Origin of the sequence: Moritella sp. (genome assembly GCF_013215705.1) — a bacterium.
In the GTDB taxonomy this organism is placed as follows: Bacteria; Pseudomonadota; Gammaproteobacteria; order Enterobacterales; family Moritellaceae; genus Moritella.
Map to the genome: position 1 here is coordinate 39606 of NZ_JABSQR010000024.1, position 21348 is coordinate 60953.

General features: G+C 39.5%; 14 protein-coding genes. 13 read left to right on the forward strand and 1 reads right to left on the reverse strand.

The features are described from left to right. Positions 1-25: 25 nt before the first annotated feature. The 13 genes from HRT96_RS15645 (at position 26) to HRT96_RS15705 (ending at position 15970) form a co-directional block, all read left to right on the forward strand. Complete coding sequence (locus HRT96_RS15645; RefSeq protein ID WP_293158624.1) at positions 26-313, forward strand: PAAR domain-containing protein; 288 nt, start codon at positions 26-28, stop codon at positions 311-313. Between the two features lie 9 nt (positions 314-322). Further along, complete coding sequence (locus HRT96_RS15650) at positions 323-1450, forward strand: hypothetical protein (protein ID WP_293158626.1); 1128 nt, start codon at positions 323-325, stop codon at positions 1448-1450. Then, complete coding sequence (locus HRT96_RS15655) at positions 1447-2415, forward strand: hypothetical protein (RefSeq protein WP_293158628.1); 969 nt, start codon at positions 1447-1449, stop codon at positions 2413-2415. The genes HRT96_RS15650 and HRT96_RS15655 overlap by 4 nt, the downstream gene beginning before the upstream one ends. Positions 2416-2547: 132 nt before the next feature. Further along, positions 2548-4539 carry a hypothetical protein gene (locus HRT96_RS15660; RefSeq protein ID WP_293158630.1) on the forward strand — a complete coding sequence of 664 codons (1992 nt, stop codon included), beginning with the start codon at positions 2548-2550 and terminating at the stop codon, positions 4537-4539. Continuing rightward, positions 4539-5078, forward strand: coding sequence for a hypothetical protein (locus HRT96_RS15665; RefSeq protein ID WP_293158632.1), 540 nt, complete (start codon positions 4539-4541; stop codon positions 5076-5078). The genes HRT96_RS15660 and HRT96_RS15665 overlap by 1 nt, the downstream gene beginning before the upstream one ends. 25 nt (positions 5079-5103) lie before the next feature. Beyond that, a complete protein-coding gene (locus tag HRT96_RS15670) occupies positions 5104-5445 on the forward strand; it encodes a hypothetical protein (RefSeq protein ID WP_293158634.1) in 342 nt (113 codons plus the stop codon). A gap of 120 nt (positions 5446-5565) precedes the next feature. Beyond that, positions 5566-6021 carry a hypothetical protein gene (locus HRT96_RS15675; protein WP_293158636.1) on the forward strand — a complete coding sequence of 152 codons (456 nt, stop codon included), beginning with the start codon at positions 5566-5568 and terminating at the stop codon, positions 6019-6021. A 4-nt stretch (positions 6022-6025) separates the two neighbouring features. Continuing rightward, positions 6026-6565 carry a hypothetical protein gene (locus HRT96_RS15680; protein ID WP_293158638.1) on the forward strand — a complete coding sequence of 180 codons (540 nt, stop codon included), beginning with the start codon at positions 6026-6028 and terminating at the stop codon, positions 6563-6565. Between the two features lie 280 nt (positions 6566-6845). After that, positions 6846-8651 (forward strand): hypothetical protein, encoded by a 1806-nt coding sequence (locus tag HRT96_RS15685; RefSeq protein ID WP_293158640.1) that lies wholly within the window; start codon positions 6846-6848, stop codon positions 8649-8651. A 64-nt stretch (positions 8652-8715) separates the two neighbouring features. Continuing rightward, entirely contained in the window at positions 8716-9885 is a 1170-nt protein-coding gene (locus tag HRT96_RS15690; protein ID WP_293158642.1) for a hypothetical protein, read from the forward strand. Position 9886: 1 nt separating this feature from the next. Further along, entirely contained in the window at positions 9887-14428 is a 4542-nt protein-coding gene (locus tag HRT96_RS15695) for an OmpA family protein (protein WP_293158644.1), read from the forward strand. A 265-nt stretch (positions 14429-14693) separates the two neighbouring features. After that, on the forward strand, positions 14694-15020 hold the full coding sequence (locus HRT96_RS15700) for a hypothetical protein (protein WP_293158646.1): 327 nt from the start codon (positions 14694-14696) through the stop codon (positions 15018-15020). Continuing rightward, positions 15005-15970, forward strand: coding sequence for a hypothetical protein (locus tag HRT96_RS15705; protein ID WP_293158648.1), 966 nt, complete (start codon positions 15005-15007; stop codon positions 15968-15970). Before HRT96_RS15700 ends, HRT96_RS15705 begins: the two co-directional genes overlap by 16 nt. A 265-nt stretch (positions 15971-16235) precedes the next feature. Here HRT96_RS15705 and HRT96_RS15710 read toward each other — a convergent pair whose 3' ends face one another. After that, positions 16236-21242, reverse strand: a complete 5007-nt coding sequence (locus HRT96_RS15710) for a C39 family peptidase (protein ID WP_293158650.1) — start codon at positions 21240-21242, stop codon at positions 16236-16238. Between the last annotated feature and the right edge of the window lie 106 nt (positions 21243-21348).

A 21348-nucleotide genomic window follows, 5' to 3' on the forward strand; every position in this document is an offset into this window, starting at 1 on the left:
AGACTTATTTTATAAAAGGATTTGTATGGGAATGCCAGCTGCAACAATGACGAGTTTTCATGTATGTCCTGCCTCTAGTGGACCCGTTCCACATATTGGTGGACCTGTGATAGTGGGTTCCCCTAACGTGTTAATTGGTGGGTTACCTGCGGCTCGGTTAGGAGACAAAATGGTCTGTTGTGGACCACCTGATACTATCGTGAAAGGTTCTGCAACTGTTCTTATTAATGGTAAACCTGCTGCACGTCTAGGTGATGCTGCCGCACATGGTGGCAAGATCGTTGCTGGTGTACCTACGGTTTTAATTGGTTAGGGATTGGTTATGGATGTGCATTCTCTACTTTTGCTGACGTCTCAGGTCGAGACATATTTTCAACAGCGTGAGCGTTGTTTTGATAATTGCTGGTCGACACAATTGCAACTTAAGCAATTGGATCAGCAGGCTGCGAACTGGTTTTACTTATTCACTCAATATCGGTCTATTCTAAAAATACAACACAATGACAATCCATTATGGCTGAATTTATTATTATCAGAAACAGTGGCAGAAACGGTTCAGTTGTTAGAAAATCAAAACGATATTAATAATTCCGCACTTGTTTCCTTACAGTGGTGGGCGCAACAGCACAATGGTGCCGCCTTAATATCTGCGCTTATTTCCCTTGAAACAACGAAACCAGAACTGACAAAACAACTGCTATGCGTGATTGGTAGTGCTACGTCGACAATTAACGATCAATTCAACTTTCTTCATGTTATCAATATCAAACCTTGTATCAACTTTATTAATCAGCATTTAGGTAGAGCGTCTCAAATTTGGTTTAGCCATTTTATGAACGATGAAAACACCGATGATGATAATAAGAAATTGCTCGAACTAACCTTATGTAGAGGTAATAGTGCGGCTAAACTGCCTGCACTAAACAGCACTCTGTTAGCAGACAAATGCTTACTCAAGCAGTACGTGGTTCAGGCCGATAGCAAATTAGTCAATACTCTGATAAATGAACTATCTAAACATAATGATAATGCCAAATTTGTATTATCCATGATGGCGTTTAGCGGTTATAAGCAGTTTGTCCCTTGGTTGATCCAAATGTTAACGGCAGGTTTTTTAAGTCACGCGGCTTTTGCTGCTCTGCATACCTTGTTAGGGACTGAATTTGAGCGGCAATTACCCGATGGATTATACGGCGAGTTCGAACCTGAATCTCAAGTTGAGTTGCTGGTGGCGTTAAAACAAACATTAACAGCTTGGTGGGAAGTGCACAGCGATGATTTTCCTGAACAGGTATTAGCGGGTAAAGCGATTAATGAGTCGAATATTACATCGGTCTGGCAACTGGGCAATATTTTTCAATGCGAAGTTGCCGCTTATCGTTATTGGTGCTTGAAGGTTGAACATCGTTTAACTGATGCTCGCGGGTTTAATACGCGAGGCTTGTTATGAAATTTACCGTAACCGCTTATGCTGGCGAATTTGGTTGTGCGCCGGAATCATTTGATGCTGTGTTGTCTGGCCAAGCGCCGCGTATCGATTTAACCGAACTTGCACCATACGCACAGTTTAAACCAGCCAAACAAGTGGCGTTTACCCAATCGGCATTAGCTGACAACCGGATTGACCGTTGGCAAATATTGATTAATACGGCACTGATAAATTCCAACCTAATTGAATCTAGTAAGCATGCACCGTTATTAATGGTACTGCCTTTTGTTGACGCTAAGTTTAGCGAAATGCAGACGCAACTCATAGACTCTGTGATAGAAATATTACCCGCGTGGACAACGCATCCAAATAGCCAATATTACTTGCTGGGCAGCGCTGGTTTTTATCAAGCGCTACGCCAGGCTGATGTGTTACTCCGTGATGGCATGGAACAGGTGGTCATCGGCGCTGTTGACAGTTGGGCAACGGAGCAGGGCTTGTTGAAGTTTGTCAGCCAGTTCAGTGATTATTCCTCCGTTGTATTGCCGGCTTCGGAAGGCGCTGTTTTTGTGGTGCTATCACGACAAGCACTATCTCCACAAACACAAGGTATCGAAGTATTGTCTTGTGGCATGGATGCAGTGATAGACAGGCATAGTCCAAATGGTTTAATTACACTGATTGCTGATAGTGTCGCAAAGCAAGCTGCACCGATGCCGTATTTATCTTTGTGCCATAGTGGCGATGAAGGTTTAGATCAGGTTAGCCACAATACACTCGCTGCTATATCAGGACTTTTCGATGCCAATACCCAGTTTTTCATGCCACAAATGACCCAAGGTGATATAGGCGCTTGTTATAGCCTGTTACATTTTTTAGTGAGTTATCATCACTATAAACAGCATATCTGGCAGGGTACTAGCCTGCAGATTGATACATCGTCATTGCCATATGTAGGCGCAGCGACGTATCGCTGGTGTGACTGAGTATTTATCGCTGGTGTAACAGAGTACTTACCGGCAGTAAGACACCTTATTATTGAAAAAGATTAAATGGACTTATTTTCATGAATGGAATCACGATGCAAAGCCCTCTATCGATAGATGGGAGGGTTAACTATGCGGTATGCAATTAAACAACTGAGTGAGTTGACCACGGCAGACTTAGGCGCTGTGATGATGCCTAGAGCTGGCGCGCGTATTATTCGTCGCCAGTCAAAGGCGTTTACACACGATAACATTGCCAAGTTGGCGAAATACCGTCAATCAGTGGGGCACTCACGGCCTCATTTAGACCCGCTAGAGTTGATCGCAACGCGCATAGAAACGGGAAAACTGGTGTTAATCCGTATACCAGCACCCTTGGTATCGAGCGTGGTTTCACCAAGTGGCAATGTAAACCATCTACTGCCTAGAGCACTGGCTAACAAGGTACATGCGTTAGCAGAACTCACGCTGGTTGAAGATATTGAACATCATATCAGAAATGAAAACAGCGTTAATCAATCTGGCGGGTATACCAGTGACACTGCGGTTGCTGCTGCTAGTAATTCTAGTCCTGCAGCTGCTGCGAGCCGGAGTATGGCGAATGCGGCGACGGCTCCAGTTACTGCACCGATAAAAGAATCAATAACATTAAACTATGACTATGTTGATGGCCAACCTATCGAAGATATCCCTTATATAGTTAATCATGCGGGTGATATATACGAAGGTGTACTGAGTGCAGGGCGTGCGCTTATCTCAGATGTTGACGCTGGCTCATATTCGGTTGAGTACAAAGCGGTTGATGAAAGTGAAATTGTTACATTAAGAAAAGAACTAAAAACTAATTTAGACGGGATGATTGCAGAAGTAAAAGCAAAAGCAAAAATCCAAGAAGCATTAATAGAGAAAGAAAGTTATGTGATGCAGGGGCTTATTTATTCTGGTGCGTTTTTTACCGGTTTATACGAGAGTGGCAGCAGTATTGCGAGCGGGCTTGTTGAAGCTGTAGAATCAGGTGCTGAATTTGCCTTTGATGTCGGAGCAGCTTGTTGGCGAATACTTAAGCTTTTAGGTTCTGGTGATTTAGCCGGTTTACGTCGTGAGTTTCAAGAAATTGCCAAGCAGGGCGGCGAAACTTTTGATGCAATAAAAGATTGTTTCAAAACCCTCTATATTATCGCTATGGATGGAGAGTCACGATCATTGCTGGCTGATTTCCCTGAAGCCTACTTTGATGCCCATTCCAGTGTTGAGAAAAAGAGATTAGTCGGGAAGCTCGCATTTGAGGTTATCTTTGCAATAGCAACATTTGGTGCGGGTGCTGCGGTATCTGCAATCGCTAAATCGAAATATTTTGTTAAAGCGGGTCAAGCGCTGCAAGACATTACTAAGCACATTAAGTTAGAAAAACTGAATCATAAACGAGATGGTACAACTAATGATGATGTGCTTGATGCCGCAGAGCGGATAGATGATGAATTGGTGCTCGTCGCACCGTTACCCTATGAAGTTAAGGAAGGGGTCAATGCTTTCGATGGTTCTCCAGTTATTTTTAAACGGCAACATAAAGATGGAGAGCAGGGAGAATCTAGGCCTGATAGTTACACCTTGATGCCAGATGGTAAACCTATGGGGGCTACGGAAGGAGCTATGCCTGCTAGGTTTGAAGGTATTAAAAAACTTCCGCCGGAAGTAAGTACAAAAGTGCAAGAAGGTTGGCCAAATATAATCAAGTATAAAGATTTTGCTAATTTTACTGATCTTGAGGCGGTAAAACTTAAAAAAGGTACGACAATCTATCGAATTATTGATGAAGGTACATCCGAGGCAACAAAAAAACAGTCGGGTGGATATTGGGCGCTTGAGTTGCCGAATTCAAAGACTGAGTGGCGTAAAGAATTTGCAGTTAAAGATACCTGGAATGATAATGGGCATTATATAAAACATAAACTTGAGGAAAATACCCAAGTTTGGAAAGGAGGCGTAGCAGGTCAAGCCTATGAAGAAGTAGATGGTAAAAAGTTTTACCTACAAGGCAATAATACACAGATATTTGTTAAACCGAAACTTATCACTGGTGACCAAATTAAGCCGCAATTAACTAATTGGGAAGATGCAATTTAATGAAAAACAGAGCAAAAAAAACACTTTTGGAACGCAAGTTTACTAGTGTTGGGTACATGACAAAATATGTAAACCTTTATCAGGAAATGGTCTTTAACCTGAAGAGTGGCATGGATGAATTTGAATTTGAATATAAGAAAAACCCTAAATTAGATCCAGATAATTTTACTGACTGGATTAATAGAGGTTATCCAAATTTAGTGCGTGGGGCGGATAATGCGATAGAATGTTTAAATAGAGCAAAGCTGGGAAATATTTCTGGTATATCAAGTTCAGCCGGAAACTTACGAGGTCTGTCACGTGATGTTGATAATATCGGAGGATTTGGTGATTGGTGGCAACACATTGATAAGAAATTTGAAGATGATTTCAATGATGCCTTAAATCTCGCGCAAACTACCGGGAGTAATATTGATTGGACGATTAGAGACAGCTGGAATAATGATGAGATTTTAGATGAGGACATCACAGGTGTTATTGATGAAGCTGATTTACTTAATTACTTAAAACCAAATGAAAAACTGGATGATATTTCCTAAACGTATATTTAAGTGATAACTAACTATGTCTAAAATTCAAATGTCTTTTGAAGAAGCTCGTAATAAAAATAACATTGGATTAATTTTACCTGAATTTTTGTCATCCATATTTTATGTCGTTGGTATTGGTGACGAAAAGTTATTCGATTTTGCAATGACAAAATCACCAGATAAGAAAGAGATGTGTGTAACGGTATCTGAAGACCCTGAGTTAGTTAGTTTTGATCAATGGAGTATGAAAAGTATTGGTGGCCGTGAATTATTAAAAGCAACGCCTAAAAATTCGGGGATACTTTTAACCTATCATGCTGGTGGGGATTATATTTCTAGAAAACAGATTGACTGGTTTCTAGAACTTATAGATTAGACGACTAGATTACCTAGTTTTGTAACTGCTTGTGAATATTATTAGCTAATGACAAGAGGCTTATATCAGGTGTAAAAGGTTGGTTCGCGAACAGCTTAAGCGATGTATTTAAGGTTGATGATGATCCCACTTCGAAATTTTAAGTTAAAGGAAATTAAAGATTTAATTAATTTTCCGCAAGGTGTTGAGTATCTTGTAACCACAGAAGATACTTTAAATTATCCTGGTAGATTTTGCTCGTTTTACAGGCAAAATTATTTTTTAACAATAGTAGAACATCGAAAAGTAAAATTTAAAGATAAACCTGAATATCTTTCACTATATCAATTCGATGCGCCTATTGAAATTTTACCTTGGTTTGTAGATAAATTTGATTTTTTCTTGAAACCTGCGTCGCAAGGGGGATTACCTTCAGGAAACATAGCTACAGATAAAGAGTTAGTCGGTGGTTATAAATATAATCGTTCAAGACATGGTAAGCAGTCAATATTAATTTCAGGCAGCTATATGTTTCAAGGTGGTTTTCTTGATACGTGGAAAACATTAGCGAATAAATACGAAAATGGCACTTTGTGATCTAATGAATAAAATCGCAAAAAAAGAGTTATTGGCACGGAAATTTACTTGTATTGAATATATGACTGAGTATGTTGAGTGTTTTAACAAAATGATCGATTCGTTACTTATTGGTATGGGTGCGTTTCAGCAATTACAGCAACAGAACCCTACAATTGAAGCTCATAATTTCTCTGCATGGGAGAGTCGAGGATTACCTAATTTGGAAGGTGATAGAGCGTATGCTATTGATGCTTTAAAAAAGGCAAAAACTGGGGATCCAAGCTATTTAAGTAGCTCGGCAGCAAGTTTACGTGGTATTTCTAAAGATGTAGATAACATAGGTGGTTTTGGTGAATGGTGGCAACGCCTTGATAAAAAGTATGAAGATGATTTCTTATTAAAATTAAAACAAGCAAAAAAAATAGGCAGCAATATTGATTACACAATTTGTGGTGACTGGCTAGATGATGAGATTTTAGATGAGGAAATTACAGGCTCTATTGATGAAACAGAATTACTTAATTATTTGAAATCAAATGAAAATCTGGATGATATTTCATAATAGAGTATCAGTAATACCTGTACTTGAAATGTTACTTTAGGCAGAGTAACTTAGTCTGCTTAAACACCATAGATGGTTAGTCTAAAGTATTGCAAAGGTACTAATTTAACTCGTTTTATTGGGATTGTTTAGTAATCAAGGGTAGTATAAGTAATTGATTATTCCTTGGTTAAGGATTAGACCTCGGAACCCATACTTTAGATTTCGATATACAGGCTTCTGTGTATTTTGAGTTGTTCGAGGTATTTAAAAATTTCACTTCAGTTAAATGGATTTAGCGATGCAGTACACACTTAAAAACATCAATGAACTTAGGGTGGCAGATCTTAAAACTGTCATGCGTCCTGCTGCTGCTGTCCGTTTAATACAAGGTCAGTCAGAACTTGGGGCCAAGCCCAATATTACCAATGTAACCGACTTTAATGTCGGGACTTATGATTCAGTCAATAATAATGTTGATCAGCTATCACGACATCTCGAAACCGGTAATGTAGTCATTGTTCAAAGCGATCCTTTGGATGAATTGTCGGTGTTGTCATCTATAGGAAGGTTAAGCACAAATTTACCCGAAGCGCTAAGCTCAAAAGTTAAAGATTTGTTTGTTGCGGTGCGTTCGACGAGTAGTATAAACAGAGCAATTCCATACGAACTTGTCTCTAAGCAAGCCGCTATAAGTAGTTTGGCGGCTGAACAACAGGCAAAGGCCGATGCAAATGCGGTAAACAAGACTGTTGCTCATCCTTCTGCGTCAAGAGTAAACAATCCAAAAGCAAATACTGCAAATGGTTCTAATGGTGCATCTACCAGACCATCTAATCCGTATCAGAGTCAGTATACACCGGTTGTCTACTATGAAATCAATGTTGAATTTGCAGGGCAGTGGCCGAGGAACAGTGCTTCATTGTTTTTAGAGAAAACGAATGAACAAGATAAAGCCATCGCAAGGCCAAGAGCAGATCGCAATCTTAGTCACCGTAGTTTATCCCGTTTTAGAAACATAGATAATGAACCTCGAAACCTTTACTTAAATATTCCAGATAAAAACGGCTCAGCACCTTTACAGTTATTACTGGCCGAAAATATAGTGCCTGTCGAAAAAGATACCGAGATGGATGAGTGGGACAATGTATTGGTGCCCGTCCGGCCGTTGGCTTATTTAGATGAAGGTAAAAATAAAGCCAACGCTGCTGAATTAAAAGGCGGTTACTTATATCTGTTCTGGAAAGGCGAGTTGTGGCGTGAATTAAAAGTTTCAGAACGCAGTTATTATCAAGACGTGAATCTTGAAAAATACCGAAATGTACCAGCGCAACAGAATTCAGACAATGATAGTGAGTTAAGACCCGCAGACGGAAGCGGCCTACCTGACCTCTGGATCCCATATAAGCTTAACGGGCAAGTACAAGCAGGTGCGACAGGTGTTAAGTTACTCTTTTGGCCTACGCAGCTTACTGACGACCAAATTGATAATTATGAAGCAACGCCTGCTGATCTAGATAAGTACGCCACAGAACTCGATGGATTAAGTGCTTATTCACAGTCGCAGGCCTTTTCTGATGACCAGCATGTTTCAGATATGCTTTCTAATTCTTTAATACCCGTTACTGACAATGATATGCCGTGGTTAGGTAATGCCACTTCCTTGTTTGGGCGATTGCAGAATGCCAATATCGCTACGGCTTATTTGGATGGGCAGAACAAAGGGATTCGTTTCAAGTTCGAAGTCGGTATGGAAGATTATGATCACGGCCATTCGACAGAATACCTTGCTCACCTTGTTGATAGTAAAAGCCAGTGGCAGCAAACTCAGCTTGTTACGGTCGTTAAAGACTCGCATGGAACATGGCGTGAATGTGTGTTTTATGCATTGCCAAACCAAGGCGAATTCTCATTGTATGTTGTTAACCCCGATAACAACTATGAACGATCGTTAATATTGAGTGATCTAGATTATGCAGCATTAGCAAAGTCAGTTCCCGTTGACGATAAAATTGTGACTGTTGATGAACTTGCCCAACCAGATGAATCTAAATTTGCCCCCGATCAGTTCTGGGATGATTATCATGATCTGCTGACACAGTGGTAAAAACTAAAGTTAACAACGGTATATACAGAACCAAACAATTTCTCAAGTTAAGTAAAGGTACCTGATGAAACAAGTAAACAATATATTGCAAACTATGATGGTGGTTGCCTTTATCGGTGTGAGTGCTTGGTGGTTACTGGGCGGCAATGAACGCTATATCAATGACAAGGTTTATGAAAAGCAAATAAGTGGAATGGTTGAACATAATATGTGGAGTTGGACTTATGATATCAACCTACCCAAAAAACCGCTACGTGAGCAGTGGGATGCCCAATATAAGATGCCTCGGGTGATGTTCTGGGGTCAGAAGGATAATAATCCGGCAACGAAAGGCGGGCTTTGGTCGATGAATATTGATGCCTCCGATATTCGCCTTATGGTGTCGGAGGGCGAGGTAGCAGGCCTGTTCGATTTACAAATGAGTCGCTCGCCCAATGGACGCTTTCTTATCTTTAGTACTCAATACAAAGGTTTTCCCGGCTGTTCATTATATGATCTAAAGACTCACGCCACCAAAAAACTGGGTGATGATAGTTGCCGACGTGTTCAATGGACGAAGGATGGCAGTAGAGCATATATGTTCCATGGTTATGGTCCGGCCATTTATTTTAGTGACAAGCAAGAGATTGTACTTGCGAGTGACATCGCAAATAGTGATGGCGTGCAGAAGGCAACAGCGGGTTGGTTGGTTGATAACGAACAACATTATGTGCGTTACGCTAATCCTGAATACTATAAAGGCGATGGGCAGTTTGTGGTGTTCGATGCCAAGACTTTTGAGTTAGTCGAGCAGAGCGACTACTTTCCAAAGATTTGTCGTAGTCGAGTTTATTATAGCTTGGATGGGAAATCATTTACTTGCAGTACCAGCTCATCGCAGCTGAAACCTACAGGAAGGCGCGATTTCAAAATATACAATGCTGAAAGTACTTCCGAGGTTATCGGCCATACGGAGATGCGTATGTTAGGCATTTTGCAAAAAGATAAACTTTATGCTGATTATGAAAGAAGTATTGTGCGTGTACGACAACCGGATGAAAAAAGTCCGATTAAAGCAATGCGATACATTTACAGTAAACAAAACTTTAGATTTGGTTTAATTCACACTTATGTTTTCCTCTCAAGTGACTTAGTGGATAATTTGGATGCCGTTGATTTTCTGCAATATCTACCGCCGTTGCCAAGCAAAGAGCAGATAATAAATGCTCGACACCAATTAGCTGAGGATAATTAACATGAGTTCATTAAAAGCAGGCAAAGGCATAGCAGAAGTAAACCAGTCAGGTTATTACCTATTGGGACGTCCTTATAATAAAGATGGGATAGCTTGTGGTCATTATATCCCACTGCGTCATTACGCGATGGCTGTGACGATTAAGGACAGCGGAGATAAAACCGTAGAACATAAGAGTAAGAATGTTACAATAACCCCTGCTACGGGTTTGGTGGTGAGTGATAATAATGGGTTGCTTGTACACCCAAGCCGTGAGGTTACATTAAGCCGTAAACCTTTCACGTTTCAGGATAATAAGGCCGGTAACGGTAAGGTAAAGGCACTATTTTTCCCGAGTCATATGCTCCCCATGGCATATGCCTGTTTCGAAGGTAATTGGCTGAAAAAGTTGCATACGCTGTTAGAAGATCAACAATCGTTAACACACAGCAGTAACGTAGTGCTTAGACGTGAAAACAGAGTTGCCTTAAAAAAGTCATCTGTATTTTCGGTTCCAGATCCCAACGCGAAGGATAAAACCGCAAAGAGTTATGCACAATGGTATGAGCAATTATTCTCTGAGCATAATCGCGAACAGCCGATGGAGTTTATCGAAATTCCTCAGTTATACACCATCGTTGTTGTATTTTCTTCTTCGGTTTATATGGGGGCAACGGTTTGTTTATCACAGTTTCCCAATAATCTTCGTTTTGCAGGGACTGAGGACGATGATAGCTCAATTAAAAAAGCTACATCTCAAGTTAAAGAGGTTTCTCATCCAGACAATGCAGGAACCGCAAATACTAGTTATGCTGCTACCTTCTGGCTAGAGGGCAATTTACCACAGCAGTTAAAACCCAGTGAACAGTACTGCCGTTTTGATATTGATCTATCAACTGTTTCATTAAGAAGTAACAAAGATAAAATCAAAGAGTCAAAGATCCCTCATGACTACAACCTGATCGAGCAAGTGTTGCATCTGCCGATCAGTACCATCGCAGGTCGTTCGAGTTTGGTTAATGGTGATCCAATCAGTGTGGAAGAGGCATTAGTTAATCATTGCCCGCAATATTTTAAAGATCTGACAGATAAAATTACCGATAGTGCTTATGTCAAACCACAAGATGCCAAACTCAGCAACGGTAAATCGGTACCAGCGGGAGTGTGGCACCACCTACAAACATATAAATCGTATTATGAAAGCCTCGGGACGGGCCTTGAAAAAGGTGTCACGATCGGAACGGTAAGTAAGCTAATCAATGCATCATTATCTCAAATTGATCCTGATAGTGAGTTTACAAAGTTTGTTCAATCGGCAACCGGTATATCTGGTGCGGCAAAAAGTTACCTTGATATATACAAAAAATTCGATCCCGCGAGTATAGGTAAGTTGGCGAAGGGGGTTAAAGCCATGGCTGAGTTAGTCAACTCTACTGGAAATTTGGCTGGGTTAGGATCTTTACACGTTTTCCCTGCACATTTGAGACCGTTTGCATCCACACTCGGTAAGGTTTTTGATACTGCGTTAGGCACCCCATTGTCATTTCTGGAACTTGGCTACAACATGAATGAAGCATTGGACAAATCTAATGTATCTGACAATGCTGAAACAAATTTCATGAACACATCCAAGTTATATACCCATAATACCAACTCATTCTCGGCAGTGTTAAGGGATATTGATAAAGCGCAATCTAAAGAAAAAAAAGAGGCTTTAAAAAACGTTAGAGAAAAACTGATTAAGGTGATTAATGGTGGTGAAGCCGAAAATACACTCACTAGAATAAAAGACAAAAAGGGGGATAGTGAAGTCCAACTGTTGAATTTAAGTTTCAAATTTAACCGCTCAGATATAACGCTCGGCGATAAAGGCAAGACAATCATTAACGAGATCGTTAAATTTCTTGTTCTTGTAGAGCCTATACCAATTAAAATAAGAGGACATGCCTGCAGAATTGGTACTGATTTTGCCAACAACAAAATCGGTCAATTGCGTGCAGATGCTTTTGCTACTCTGCTGGCAGAAGGACTAAAAGGAAAAGTTGACGATGATATATGGAGTATTTGGACACAGCAGATACAAACAATATCAATGGGGTCTAGCATATCTATTGATGCGGGGTTAAAAGAAGAGAATTTAGCAAGAAATAGGCGTGTAGAAGTGATCTTCATGTTTGACAAATATGTTCAAAACCCCCCTTGTCGTTCTGGCATGTTAGCGTTCGAGGCAAGTCGAAAGGGTGTCGTTGCAGCGAGTGTGAATGAAGACAAAGCGTGGGTAGAAACGGCTAAAGGTGGATTTGAACTGGCCGTTGGATTGGGAGCTGCCCTAATGGCACCAGCTGCTGTTTTGGCCTATACATGTTATGCGACGGGCAAAATTATTGAGCCCGGTTGGTCATATATGCAACGAATGACGCATGACAACAAAAATTATATAGCTGACTTAAAAAAGTTTTCTGAATTTGATATTGCGGGACAAAATCTACTGTTACAACAAGATGAGTATCAGTCAGTGAGTTCATTTATGAATAAAGCCTATTTGAAAAGAGGCTTGGCATTAAATGGTTTGATCCGACTCATTCACCGTTACTATTATGAGCAATCAATAGTTAAAGATTACAGGCAGCATTTTCCAACATCAATGAATTCTGGCCACACGGCTAAATCTTTCGAGGATTATGATATTGGTGGCTACATACAGCATTTTTTACTGCGTGATGATTGGAGTATCGGTAACGATCTATTTGCTGTGCACCTGGATGAATTTTGGTTGGATCAAAAAGGGAGTGCAGCAAGCTATTCATCATTTACGTCTTGGATTGGTGGTGCGGCTTATGTTTGGAATCGAACCTGGCAAGAAGAACACAGTAAAACACAACTGGTTAAAGGGCAGAAATATCAACAATACTTGCCTATTCATTATATGAATAGTCACAACCTTGATTATTTCAAGTCATTATTTACCACGTTACCGCTAAAATTTAATAACAAAAAAATTGTTGAAACGATGGTTATTTCTGCAAGACCAAGAGGGAGTGATGAACCTTGGAAGTTACTTGACCGTTATCTGGATAAACATGTTCATCGCTGCTTATCGCCTTATGATCAGATCCGTGTATTAATCGTACTGAATAAAGAGAATGATATATTAAAAAAAGCACTCGTCGATTCAGGCCGTGATCTAAAGACTTTAGACCATAATGATACTTCTGAAAGTAACGGGCCGGCAGTGCTATTACCAATTGCAATTCGAGCTGTTAAACAAAATATGATCCTTAACGATAAAACAACGCCGACCATCGGATTCGCCACAGATTTAAATCATTCTAAACTTTTAAGTCATGAATTAGACTTAGTCGGCGGTGAAGATTTATTTGGTGCGATTATTAACCCTACATTTTCACTAGGCCGAAATGTTATTTCGGGTACCAGACCTATGGCTGACTACGGATATGGTTTATTGGAAGCCCTGTTTGATGACTCTAATGGTTCAGATGAGAATAACTATAATACGCCAGCACAAGTTTACACTATGCGGTATTTTTATGAATGCTATATCCCCGGCAGTAAAGACACTGAACAACCTGTGTATCTTGATGACAAAAAAAACGACCATTTGTTTAACCTAAGGTTAGATCCTAAGCGGAAATACAAATTACTAAATAAACAAAATAATTCATTTTATACTGTACAAGATGATTACCATTTTTATGCAAAAAATTTCCTTGAATCAGATACGATAACACAGAATAAAGTAATTTATCCCCGTGTATTTATGGATACTGTAATGCAGTTTTCGGTCTATCAGAAAGGGAAACACTATGTGTCCAACGAATTGTTTGATTGGAATGCAGCCACTGAAATAGAACTTGTAGTACGTACAGTTAGCCAAGGCGAAAAATTAAAACATCAAGGTTTTTCGCAAAATAGTGTACCAATTCAAGTGAGATTCGGTGAGGGTTATAAAATAGAACAAGCTAAAATGTTATATCGTATTGGTAAAATTTATAAAAAAGAAGGTAAATGGTGTTTCGACGCGGTAGACAAGCTTGATGGAAAATTAGTTCTCTTGGCAGCAAAATATGAAAAAATGACCTCCGAGGATTTAAACAATCTTTGTATCACCGATAAACCGACAGATATCTTTGCATTCCATGTTTCGATGTCTTACATCAACGCAGTCGGGGTACCGCAAGAAGGCCTGAAACCATTTGGTGATCGACGGGGTGCAATTTTTGGTTCAAACAACCCATTTACTGATGTCAGGTTAAAGGTCAGTAGTGCTGAGGGTACAGGGTTAGATAACGCGGTAACAAGTAATACGATTGCTTTTCGAAAACTTTCGAAGTATGACGATGTACCAAAAAATTGGATAGCTTATAACAAAGATGATGAGGTCTTTGTAAGGCAGTCACTAAAGAAACGCGATTCTGATATAGATGCGCTTAAAGCCGAAGGGCAATTGGTGGATAGTAAGCAGACCAAATTAGGGGCTTGGCTAATGGCTGATCCTAATAAGAAAAATGATATTATTAATACATGGATGCATGCTAAAGGTTAGGTTCTATATACGTGAGATGATTAGCTAAGTCACCGACTGCCTATGTGACTTAGCCGCGTTAAGAAATAGGATTAACATGAAGTCGGTCGATGTCATCATCAATATGTTGCAATGATGGGTTGTCATTAAACTGCTAATTTCAGCTCGATTTATGCTGGATTATTTATATATACCTCACCAACAGGGTCGCAATTTCTTGTCGTTCTTGACCAATGTTCTGGATGCTTCACACTATATTTTAGTGTTCTAAGAACAGATTCTACGAATGCGTTATCATTACTTGTATGTGGCCGACTTTAACGCAGGCACTAATCATAATCCAACAAACAGTAATAACGTTGACCAACTGTCTCGTCACCTTGAAACAGGTAATGTTGTTATTGTTCAAAGTGATACTATGGATGAATTTTCGGTGTTGTCATCTATAGGAAGGTTAAGCACAAACTTACCCGAAGCGCTAAGCTTAAAAGTTAAAGATTTGTTTGTTGCTGTGCGTTCGACGAGTAGTATAAACAGATCAATTCCATACGAACTGGTCTCTAAACAAGCAGCTATCAGTAGCTTGGCTGCAGGGCCGTGGCTGAAAATATAGTGCCCGTCGAAAAAGATACCGAGATGGATGAGTGGGACAATGTATTGGTGCCCGTCCGGCCGTTGGCTTATTTAGATGAAGGTAAAAATAAAGCCAACGCTGCTGAATTAAAAGGCGGTTACTTATATCTGTTCTGGAAAGGCGAGTTGTGGCGTGAATTAAAAGTTTCAGAACGCAGTTATTATCAAGACGTGAATCTTGAAAAATACCGAAATGTACCAGCGCAACAGAATTCAGACAATGATAGTGAGTTAAGACCCGCAGACGGAAGCGGCCTACCTGACCTCTGGATCCCATATAAGCTTAACGGGCAAGTACAAGCAGGTGCGACAGGTGTTAAGTTACTCTTTTGGCCTACGCAGCTTACTGACGACCAAATTGATAATTATGAAGCAACGCCTGCTGATCTAGATAAGTACGCCACAGAACTCGATGGATTAAGTGCTTATTCACAGTCGCAGGCCTTTTCTGATGACCAGCATGTTTCAGATATGCTTTCTAATTCTTTAATACCCGTTACTGACAATGATATGCCGTGGTTAGGTAATGCCACTTCCTTGTTTGGGCGATTGCAGAATGCCAATATCGCTACGGCTTATTTGGATTGGCAGAATAGGGGATTTAGTTTTAGTCTTGATGTTGGATTAGAAAATAACAACGAAAATATTGTGCCTGAACTAATCGTTCACCTCAGCCACGATGACAGCGATTGGCAAGAATCAATAACACTTGAACCTGACCAAAACGATGAATGGTCTAATTGGCGAACTGCTACTTTTATGTGCATGCCTACGTCTGGTCATTATTCTCTGTATGTCGTTAATCCAGGCAGTAGTAATGAAGTTGAAGCCATATTCAGAAACCGACCCTATACAGAGCTTGCAAGTGAAAATGTTAACATTGAGCCAAAGCGTATAAACGTTGGTACGGTAAGACTTTTAGCAATCTAACTGATACTAATAACACAATTGATATAGTGGGAATTCCGCAGCTTTATACTAGAGATGAGTACTGCTAGGGAAGCAATCCTTAACGCTTGGATTGAAGGTGGTAGCGTTCAGTAACCTAGTAAATGTTAGTTTTTAAACAGGATTTTTGAACCCGTATTAATTTATCGTTAATACGGATTCAATGCTATAGAACATCCTAGACGGTTTCCTACAGCCATGAATTAAGTTTTATTGGACATAATCTCATTCAGATTGTAACTCTTATCTAAAAATGATTACTGATCCACCATTTTAGCTTCATCCTATCAATAAACTTGTTGCTGGATATGGCTTGTTTTAAATGAGCTTTAACGATTTTCTTGGCGAAGTTTGCTTGCAGAGCACCAACGGTTTGTTGATAGTAGCACTGGCAATTTCTAAGAAAAGGCGATAATTCATCCTTTTTGTCATCAAGACTCGCTGTTCCTAATTGTTTTATCACGGTTAATAAACAATGCACATATTGATCGGTTTCATTTAACTCTTGTTTATTGATCATGTCTAAATCAACAGGATCTAATGAATTCGTTGTTCGGAACTGCTCGAATACATGCCATAACTTTAACGTATCCAAGTCGTTATCCACATTTAATGTTAAACTTTGTTCAAGTGGTGCGAGCGTTTTATCCCATTTACCTACCATCTGTAAAGAGTGTATATAATGATGAAAAGCATATGTTGGTAACAGGGTTTTGTCCTTAATTCGTTCAAAGGTCTCAATGACACTGTAATATTTTTGTTTTTCAAGATATGTATAATTAAGATGGGCGACAAGATCAGGGTCTGTTTCTAGCTTGGGCTTGTATTTTTTTATCAGCTTTGCTGGTGGTGTTAGGTCATTGTTATCCCAATAATCAAACAATGCCGTGAATAAAGTCGACCATGCACAGTGGTGCTCGACGATATCTAATGCGGACACCACTTTTCTTACCCCGGCATTTTTATTGTGTTCACATTGCTGCTCAGCCCAATAGTAAGTTTGAACTTCGTTTAGGTCTTTTAGCTGGCTTGAAAATACAGTTAATAGTTGGTCTTTATCAAAATGTTCACTTAACGCGGTAAATGCAGTATCGACAACCCAATAACTCTCTTCCCGTAACGCTAACATCGGTTTTAACAGTGCTAAGGCTTCATTGTGACGTTGTCTTTGCGACAACATCTGAATTTTTCTTGATGTCACATAGCTACTTTGGCAGGATTTTTCTAGCGTTGTTAATACCCTTAGAGCTTGTTCAAGCTTATTTCTATTCGCTAGACGGTCAGCATAAGTAATCACGATGTTTTCATCGTTGGGCGCTAATTGGTAGGCTTTAAATAGATATTCGTCGCCTGTTTTCTCTGTTTGTTGATTACCATACTTAATTAAATTTTCGCCAGTTTGACTCAGTACATCTGGATCATGGGGATTCAATGCGGCTTGTATTTTACTACATACTATAATCTCTGCTGAGTTCTCATTTTTTTCTAGCAGTTTGTATAGCTTTCTCCAGAGGTGGCTATAACCACAGGTTTTTGATAGTGTTTTTTTGAGATATGAAATCGCTTGGCGATGTTGGCCGCTGCGTTCTAAAATATCAAATTTTATTGGTATCAGTGCCATTGGCAAATTGTCCCCCCACGGGGTTGTCATTACCAATGTTTGAGCTGTTCGGTAATCACCAATATTCATGCTTAACATGATTTTTTCGCGGTGAGCGGGTAGATAGCGTATATTACACTGCAATGCTTTTTCTAAATGCTGTAATTTTTCATCTGCGTCGTCACTAACATAAGCCAATGCACACCAACGTTGGGCAAGATGCGGCGTTTTATCAGTAAAGTCTTTAGCAAGTTGATATGCATATTTATCGGTGTCGAGTTTGTTCTTCGCGTTTAGTGAGGCGGCGACGGTCACAATTTTGTCCCACGCCCAAAGATAGTCATCAAACTGTTCAACCGCACAACTCAGAGAGTCTAAAGCTGCTTCTTCATTGCCTTGTTGGATGTAAATATCGGCGAGGTAGCCATGCAAAGAGCCATCACTGAAGTTATACTTGAGACTGTGTTTAATAATCACTGCGGCATCATCAAATTGATTCCGCGTTTCTAATAACTGGACCAGCTGTATGGCTATGTCTGTGCAAGATGAGTCGTTTTGTAAGGCGATTTTATATTGCTCAATTGCTTTATCAGGTTCTCCCTGCGCTTCATGAATACAAGCCTGATCGCAATAAAGTCGTGATACCAGTGGAAATTTCGTGATGCCTTTTTGTAAAATTTCACTAGCTTGGTTGGTTTCATTTAATTGCATGTAATACATTGATGCAATGCTGTATGTGCTCCACTGATGCGGATAGTGTTTTATGATGTAATCAATAAATTCACTGAGCATTTCATTACTTGCAAATGTTTTTGCTTTGAACCAAAAATGCCAAGCTGCGTCACCAAACATAACTTGTGATTTCATTTTTGCTAGCACAAATTCCAATGCATTTAGTGTCTCGATATCGTCACTACAAGCATTGAGTAATGTATCAAATGCTAGTTTGTTGTCGACGTTGTTGGACAATACTTTACGCGCAGTTTGTTTTGCTTCGTTAATCAAATTATTACTTAAATAACAGTTGGCGAGGTATGCCGTATTTTGAACTTCGTTGGTGACCAGTTTACAACTTGCCTCGGCGATCTTTAATGCTTCTTGGTGTTTGCCTAGTTGCTCTAGCAGGTCAATGTACTGCCTTCTTACGTCACTGTAATTCGGTCGCACCGTTAGCATACTAATGAAAGCGTCTTGTTTCACGAGATCGTCGCTGTGCCAATCAATTATGTAGTCGAGTACCAAGGTATTGGTTTTATGGTTTTGGTGTAAGGCGTCTAGCTCGTGATTAATCTGTGTTTGGTTATTGTTACGCTCCAGCAAGGAAAAGTAGTTATTTGCAAAGCGAGTGATAAAAGGACTTTGTTTGTACATCGCCTGATAATACGTTAATGCTTCTTCTATTCGACCTTGTTTAGAGTCTGTTCTCGCTTTGATTTCATTAAAATCATTTTTGGATAGTGACTTTTCAATTATTGGTTGAAGGCTTTCTAATTTAGCAAATTTTTGTAAATTAATGAGCTTATGAGCGATGACATCAATTAAGTCTTTATCATCTGGATGGATACTTAATGCATCATATAAATATATTAAACCTTGGTTCTCAAGGTCGAGTAATTCATACGCATGATATAACGATATGGCAGGGCTAATTGAGCGCCGCTTATATTTTTCATAGCGAAGTTTTAAAGTAGCAAGCGCTTCATCCTGTTGGCCAAGATAACGTGCTGCTTTAAAGTAACTCTCAACATAACGGTTATTTGTATCGTCCATGCAGTGGGCTATTAAATAGTATTCTGTGGCTGTTATGTGATCTTGTATTGACCAGTAATAATTGGCCAAAGCGTAAATTGCACGGTCAGAGTGATATGCTTGCTGCTTTAATTTATAGACCGTATTTTCAATCTCTTGGATTTGGCTATTATTGTTATATATTTCTGTAAAGTAGGTGACTAATAAATCATGGTCAGTGTTATGTTTAAGATACTCAGCTAATTCATTAATGCTTTGCTCTTGTGTACCGAGTTGCTTTCCGCAAATTAATAATGAGTTATGCAGAAGCGTTTCATTAGGATATCGGGATAATAATTGTAAGTTAACATCTTGAATTTGTTTAGTATCACCATTCTCAATCGCCACTGCCCGTTTCGTTTGTAATGTGATGCGGTGAGTCGGGGAGAGCTGTATCATCTCGTCTAATGCTTGTTGTGCTAAATTAAAGTCACGATTATTATCGGCATTTTGAAACTTGTCTAAAAGGACAAACAACTCACTGGCAGGGAAAGTTAAATCTGCCAGTAATGCGGTTTTATCTTGTGGTACTATGGCACAACAATTCGCACCTAAGTAAGCTTCTGAATCGATTAATTCTTGTGCTAATACTTCTTGTTTTACCGACGAAGAAGGGTCCATTATCGATAAAGTACCAAGCTGTTTATCGTATCCGCATACCGCTTGTAAGTGAGAGTTAAATCCAGCAGTTGTTACTAATGTAAACGGAACACCTTGGTCAATTAATGCATAAGCTAAGTCAACGTTAAGTTCAAATTCGATGAACTTGAAATCATGATCTCGTAACCACTTCCGTTGCAATGTGCTTGGTGTACCGTTAAAGCAGATCTGTTCGGCGATCTCATTTGAGTTATGGTTGAATCCCCAATATTGAGAAATAGCGGCTAATGTTGTTGGTGCACATGTGAGATGGGTTTGTCGTAGAAAAGGAACATTAAGTAGCTTTGAATTTTTGTTACCTTTTGAATTTTGTATATTTTGGGCAATGCTTTTCCAATAATAACGCTTATGGTCTTTAAGAATCTGGACTGCAAGATCTGTATTGCCTTGCTCAATTGCAATCTGGCCTTGTAGGGAAATTAATAGTTGCTCATTGCTTTTATCACTGCTAATACGAATTTCTAGATAACGGCAAAGAGTCGCTTCACAAGCATTGTAATCATGGTTGATGGATTGCATGTGTGCTAGTTGTAATAGCAGTGAGGCTGACTGGAAGTGTGAATTATCTTTGGAGATAAACGTAAGTGATGCGTTGAAGTCTTCAGATTCTTCTAACACATATGCCTTTAATCTTAAACTGTTGGCAGACGGATATTTAGCATAGTATTTATTGACTAGTTGCTTTGCATCATCAAATTGTTCTTGATCAACCAGTGTTCGTATTTTTAAAATTGTAAACCAAGTATTTTTATCGTCCAGTTGTATCGCTTTATCAAGTAAGGTTTCTGATAAAGAAAAGTGTTTCATTTCTCTTAGTAGTACTGATCGCATTGCATAAAATACAGCTTTATCTTTACTCGTCCTTTGGAAGTAGCTTTTAACGTCTGCTAACCATTCCATTGTTAGAATAGGGCCGAGTGTCGACCACTGGTAAAAGAAAACCTGGCTAAGAACTTCGGCTTCGAATTTATTATTCCGCCAAAGATGTAATAAAATAGCATCAGCCCGTCTCTGTGAGCCTAAGTGTTCAGTTATACGAATCGCGATTAAAAGTTTGTTTTTACCTTGCCAAGTATGGATATTTCCCCATTGACTTTGTGCTTCGTCGAGCGCATCTAGATAAAGACCCTGATCACAGTAGTCATTAATTAGTTTGATCCGTTTGGTCGAATGTATTTCTTCGGGTTTTAAAAGCGCTGTATCCATCTTGGCACATCCTGTTGTCAATACCTGCATCCGCGCAGAGTCATCTAAATAGAATATGATAGATATCAGGTTTATTATACTTGTTTCAAATTTTTCATGCTTTTAT

Bases quoted from the DNA above. Each gene is read 5' to 3' on its own strand.
- HRT96_RS15710 (WP_293158650.1), bottom strand. From the start codon at position 21,242: ATGGATACAGCGCTTTTAAAACCCGAAGAAATACATTCGACCAAACGG.
- HRT96_RS15670 (WP_293158634.1), top strand. From the start codon at position 5,104: ATGTCTAAAATTCAAATGTCTTTTGAAGAAGCTCGTAATAAAAATAAC.
- HRT96_RS15695 (WP_293158644.1), top strand. From the start codon at position 9,887: ATGAGTTCATTAAAAGCAGGCAAAGGCATAGCAGAAGTAAACCAGTCA.
- HRT96_RS15700 (WP_293158646.1), top strand. From the start codon at position 14,694: ATGCGTTATCATTACTTGTATGTGGCCGACTTTAACGCAGGCACTAAT.
- HRT96_RS15660 (WP_293158630.1), top strand. From the start codon at position 2,548: ATGCGGTATGCAATTAAACAACTGAGTGAGTTGACCACGGCAGACTTA.
- HRT96_RS15645 (WP_293158624.1), top strand. From the start codon at position 26: ATGGGAATGCCAGCTGCAACAATGACGAGTTTTCATGTATGTCCTGCC.
- HRT96_RS15650 (WP_293158626.1), top strand. From the start codon at position 323: ATGGATGTGCATTCTCTACTTTTGCTGACGTCTCAGGTCGAGACATAT.
- HRT96_RS15675 (WP_293158636.1), top strand. From the start codon at position 5,566: ATGATCCCACTTCGAAATTTTAAGTTAAAGGAAATTAAAGATTTAATT.
- HRT96_RS15665 (WP_293158632.1), top strand. From the start codon at position 4,539: ATGAAAAACAGAGCAAAAAAAACACTTTTGGAACGCAAGTTTACTAGT.
- HRT96_RS15655 (WP_293158628.1), top strand. From the start codon at position 1,447: ATGAAATTTACCGTAACCGCTTATGCTGGCGAATTTGGTTGTGCGCCG.
- HRT96_RS15685 (WP_293158640.1), top strand. From the start codon at position 6,846: ATGCAGTACACACTTAAAAACATCAATGAACTTAGGGTGGCAGATCTT.
- HRT96_RS15690 (WP_293158642.1), top strand. From the start codon at position 8,716: ATGAAACAAGTAAACAATATATTGCAAACTATGATGGTGGTTGCCTTT.
- HRT96_RS15680 (WP_293158638.1), top strand. From the start codon at position 6,026: ATGAATAAAATCGCAAAAAAAGAGTTATTGGCACGGAAATTTACTTGT.